The organism is Streptomyces sp. NPDC052721 (assembly GCF_040678315.1).
In the GTDB taxonomy this organism is placed as follows: domain Bacteria; phylum Actinomycetota; class Actinomycetes; order Streptomycetales; family Streptomycetaceae; genus Streptomyces.
This window is the reverse complement of the sequence record NZ_JBFATL010000096.1, coordinates 1-3,792: the sequence shown is the minus strand read 5'-3', so window position 1 is coordinate 3,792 and position 3,792 is coordinate 1. Positions and strand designations below refer to the sequence as shown.

Annotated in this window: 3 protein-coding genes and 2 pseudogenes; all 5 read right to left on the bottom strand. The window is 71.6% G+C overall.

The genetic code is table 11. The features are described 5' to 3' along the window. On the bottom strand, window positions 1-338 hold a 338-nt coding region (locus AB0L21_RS39500), incomplete at its 3' end, for a Rieske (2Fe-2S) protein (RefSeq protein WP_365788767.1). A gap of 36 nt (window positions 339-374) precedes the next feature. Continuing rightward, window positions 375-1,523, bottom strand: coding sequence for an N-methyl-L-tryptophan oxidase (solA, locus tag AB0L21_RS39495; RefSeq protein WP_365788766.1), 1,149 nt, complete (start codon window positions 1,521-1,523; stop codon window positions 375-377). Window positions 1,524-1,573: 50 nt separating this feature from the next. Continuing rightward, window positions 1,574-2,074, bottom strand: a pseudogene (locus AB0L21_RS39490) (glycine cleavage T C-terminal barrel domain-containing protein); the annotation flags it as partial. A gap of 50 nt (window positions 2,075-2,124) precedes the next feature. Further along, a pseudogene (locus tag AB0L21_RS39485) lies at window positions 2,125-2,193 on the bottom strand (hypothetical protein); the annotation flags it as partial. 155 nt (window positions 2,194-2,348) lie between these two features. Continuing rightward, window positions 2,349-3,434 (bottom strand): S-(hydroxymethyl)mycothiol dehydrogenase, encoded by a 1,086-nt coding sequence (locus AB0L21_RS39480; RefSeq protein WP_365788765.1) that lies wholly within the window; start codon window positions 3,432-3,434, stop codon window positions 2,349-2,351. Between the last annotated feature and the right edge of the window lie 358 nt (window positions 3,435-3,792).

The following is a 3,792-nucleotide window of genomic DNA, read 5'->3' as shown; positions in this document are numbered from 1 at the left end:
AGCTTGCCGTCCAGGCCGTACGTCCAGGCGTGGTACGGGCACTGGAAGGCCCGCTTGACCTCACCCGACTCCTCGGTGCACAGCCTGGCGCCGCGATGCCGGCAGACGTTGAGGAACGCCTTGATCGAGCCGTCCCGGGAACGGGAGACCAGCACGCTCTCCCGGCCGACCTGGTAGGTGCGGAACTGTCCGGGCTTGGCCACCTCGGAGGCGCGGGCCACGCAGAACCACATGGCCTCGAAGACCCGCTCCTGCTCCTCGGCGAAGATCGCGGGATCGGTGTAGTACTCCCCCGGCAGCGTGGAGATCAGGCTCGGGGGCAGGTCCATCATGGTCATCGGGTCACCTTCGAGAAGAGGTCGGACGAAGCGAGGTCAGACCCGCACACGGCGGGGGTCGAACAGGGCGATGGGGTGCTTGGTGCTGCCTTCAGTGGCGAGGTCGGCGAGGATCTCGCCGATCACGGGGACGAACTTGAACCCGTGTCCGGAGAAGCCGCAGGCCACGATCACCTGCGGATGATCGGGGTGCTTGGCGAGGACGAAGTGTTCGTCCGGGGTGTTGCTGTACATGCAGGCCGCGCCCTTGAGGAAACGGCCGGGCAGGGAGGGGATGCGCGAGCGCAGATGGTCGGCCATGGCGGCGATCTCGTGCGCGTGGACCTCCCGGTCCAGGGTGTCGGGGTCGCAGGGGACGCCTTTGCGGAAGAAGGCGACCTTGGCGCCGCCGTCGGGTCCGTCCAGCGCGGGGAAGCCGTAGATCTGGGTGCCGTGGGGGTCCTCCCAGATGTAGACGGGATGCCGGTCGGCGGTGAACGGGCCGGTGCCGCCCTCGGGCTGGAACCAGTACATGACCTGACGCTCGACCGTCACCTTCACGCCGAGGCCGTCCAGCAGCTTCGGCGCCCAGGCGCCGGGGGCGAACACCAGCCGGTCGGCGATGTAGACGCCGCGGTCGGTGACCACCCACGCCCGGCCGCCCGGGCCGTCGGCCTCCCAGCCGAGGACCATCTCGGCGAAGTGCAGTTCGGCGCCGTGCGCCTTCGCGAGTTCGAGGTGCGCGGTGACGGTGGCCTCCGGCCGGGCCACACCGGCCCGGCGCTCGAAGAACGCCACGTCTTCCGGTGCCGTGGCGAAGGTGGGGAAGCGACGCCGGATGTCGGCGGCGCCCAGCACCTCGTGCTCCAGGCCCCACTGGTGCGCGCTGGCCAGGGTGCCGGCGAAGGCCGCGCTGTCCTCGCGTCCGATCATCAGGCCGCCGGTCTCGGTGAACACGTCGAGTCCGGAGTCCACGGCCAGCTTCTCCCACAGTTCGTGGGCACGCAGCAGCAGGGGCACGTACGCCGGGTCCTCGAAGTAGGCCTGCCGGTAGATGCGGGATCCGCCGTGGCTGGAGCCGAGGCTGTGGGCCGGGCCGAACCGCTCCAGGCCGAGTACGCGCTGACCGCGGGCGGCGAGGTGACAGGCGGCCGCGCTGCCCATGCCGCCCAGACCGACGACGATCACGTCGTACGAAGTGGCCATGTGTCCTTCTCCTGTGGTCGTTGCCGATGGTGCTGCTACACGGGGACCGTTCAGCGGCGGGTGCGCGCCGTCTCGGGGTCGAACACGGGCTCGGCTGCGGTGACGGCCGCGACCCTGGCGCCGAAGTACTCGGTCTCCACCCGGGTGCCGGGGGCGGCGTGCGCGGCGGGCAGCCAGGCGTGGGCGATCGGGGCGTCGATCGTGTAGCCGTAGGCGGCGCTGGTGACGTAGCCGGCCGGGTGACCGTCCACGTGCACCGGTTCGTGGCCCGGCACGACGGACCGCCGGTCCTGGACGACCAGGGGGACGAGCCGGCGGGTCACCGTGTCGTCGCCGATCCCCTCCAGCGCGGCCTTGCCGGTGAAGTGCGGCTTGCCGCGCCGGACGGCGACGCCGACTCCCGCCTCGTACGGGTTGTGCTCGGTGGTCATGTCGTGGCCCCAGGAGCGGCAACTGTTCTCCAGGCGCAGGCTGTTGAAGGCGCTGCGGCCGGCGGCGACGCCCAGCTCCTGTCCTGACTCCCACAGGGTGTCCCACAGCCGGGCACCGAGGTGGAGCCGCCCGTGGCGAAGAGCGGGCCCTGCTCCAGAACGGTGACGTCCGTCCAGCCGCGCGCGGTCAGTTCCTCGCTGCGTGCGCACCCGACGATGCCCGCACCCTTGATGACCACCTCCGGCTGCCGCCATGGTCTTCCTCCAGGTTTCGTGAGTCTGTGACGGGCCGTTCAGTGGCCGCGGGCGATCCACACGTCGAGGCGGGGCGCCTGGGCGCCGATCGTGGTCGTGGGATGGTGGCCGGTGCGGGCGGTCGCGGTGATCCGCGCGCTCACAGGATCACCACCGAGCGCAGGACCTCGCCGCGGTGCATCCTGGCGAATGCCTCCTCCACCTCGTGCAGGGTGATCGTCTCGCTGACGAAGTCACCCAGCGCGAAACGTCCTTGCAGGTAGAGGTCGATCAGGGCGGGGAAGTCGCGGGAGGGCAGGCAGTCGCCGTACCAGGAGGACTTCAGCGCTCCGCCGCGGCCGAAGACGTCCAGCAGGGGCAGTTCGACGGTGAGTTCGGGGGTGGGGACGCCGACCAGGACGGCGGTGCCGGCGAGGTCGCGGGCATAGAAGGCCTGCTGGAACGTCTCGGGGCGGCCGACCGCGTCCACGACGACGTCGGCACCGAAGCCGCCGGTGAGGTGGCGGATGGCCTCGACGGCGTCGGTCTGGGAGGAGTCGACGGTGTCGGTGGCGCCGAACCGCTCGGCCCACTTCAGCTTCCGCTCGTCGACGTCGACGGCGATGATGCGGCTCGCGCCGGCCACCTTGGCGCCGGCGATGGCGGCCATGCCCACGCCGCCGCAGCCGATCACCGCGATGGAGTCGCCGCGGCCGACGCCGCCGGTGTGGACGGCGGCGCCGAACCCGGCCATCACGCCGCAGCCCAGGAGCCCGGCGGCGGCGGGCCCGGCGGCCGCGTCCACCCTGGTGCACTGCCCGGCGGCGACGAGAGTCTTCTCGGCGAAGGCGCCGATGCCCAGGGCCGCGGAGAGGGGCGTGCCGTCGGCGAGCGTCATCGGCTGGTCGGCGTTGTGGGTGGCGAAGCAGTTCCACGGCCTGCCGCGCCGGCACGACCGGCAACTGCCGCAGACCGCACGCCAGTTGAGGACGACGAAGTCGCCGGGCGCGACCTCGGTGACGCCCTCGCCGACCGCCTCGACGACGCCGGAGGCCTCGTGGCCGAGCAGGAACGGGAACCCGTCGGAGATGCCGCCCTCGCGGTAGTGCAGGTCGGTGTGGCAGACGCCGCAGGCCTGCACCCGCACCAGCGCCTCACCGGGACCGGGGTCGGGCACCAGGACGGTCTCCACCGAGACCGGTGCGCCCTTCTCCCGGGCGACGACGGCGCGCACCTCGTGTGTCACTGCGGATCTCCTCGCTGGGACGGAGGGAGGAATGAGAGTCGCTCTTCGCGGGGGCCGAGCCACTCCGCTGGTGTTGCGCATCGTGCGATTTGCTTCGCCATAAGCAACAGTCAAACTGTCAGTCCTGCGGGCAACCACTGTCAAGAGGGGGGAGCCGGGGACTTCGGAAGCTGACCGCGGCGATACGCCGACGCAATAAACGCGGCCGGCCGACCCCCGTGCGGGGTCGGCCGGCCGCGTGCCGTCCGGTCGCGCGCCAGGACGGCTAGGCCCTGTCGTCAAACTCCCGTCTGCCGCGCGACGCCATGCACGCACTCTCGCCGCACCGGGCCCCGACCCAAGTACATCCAGTACGAGG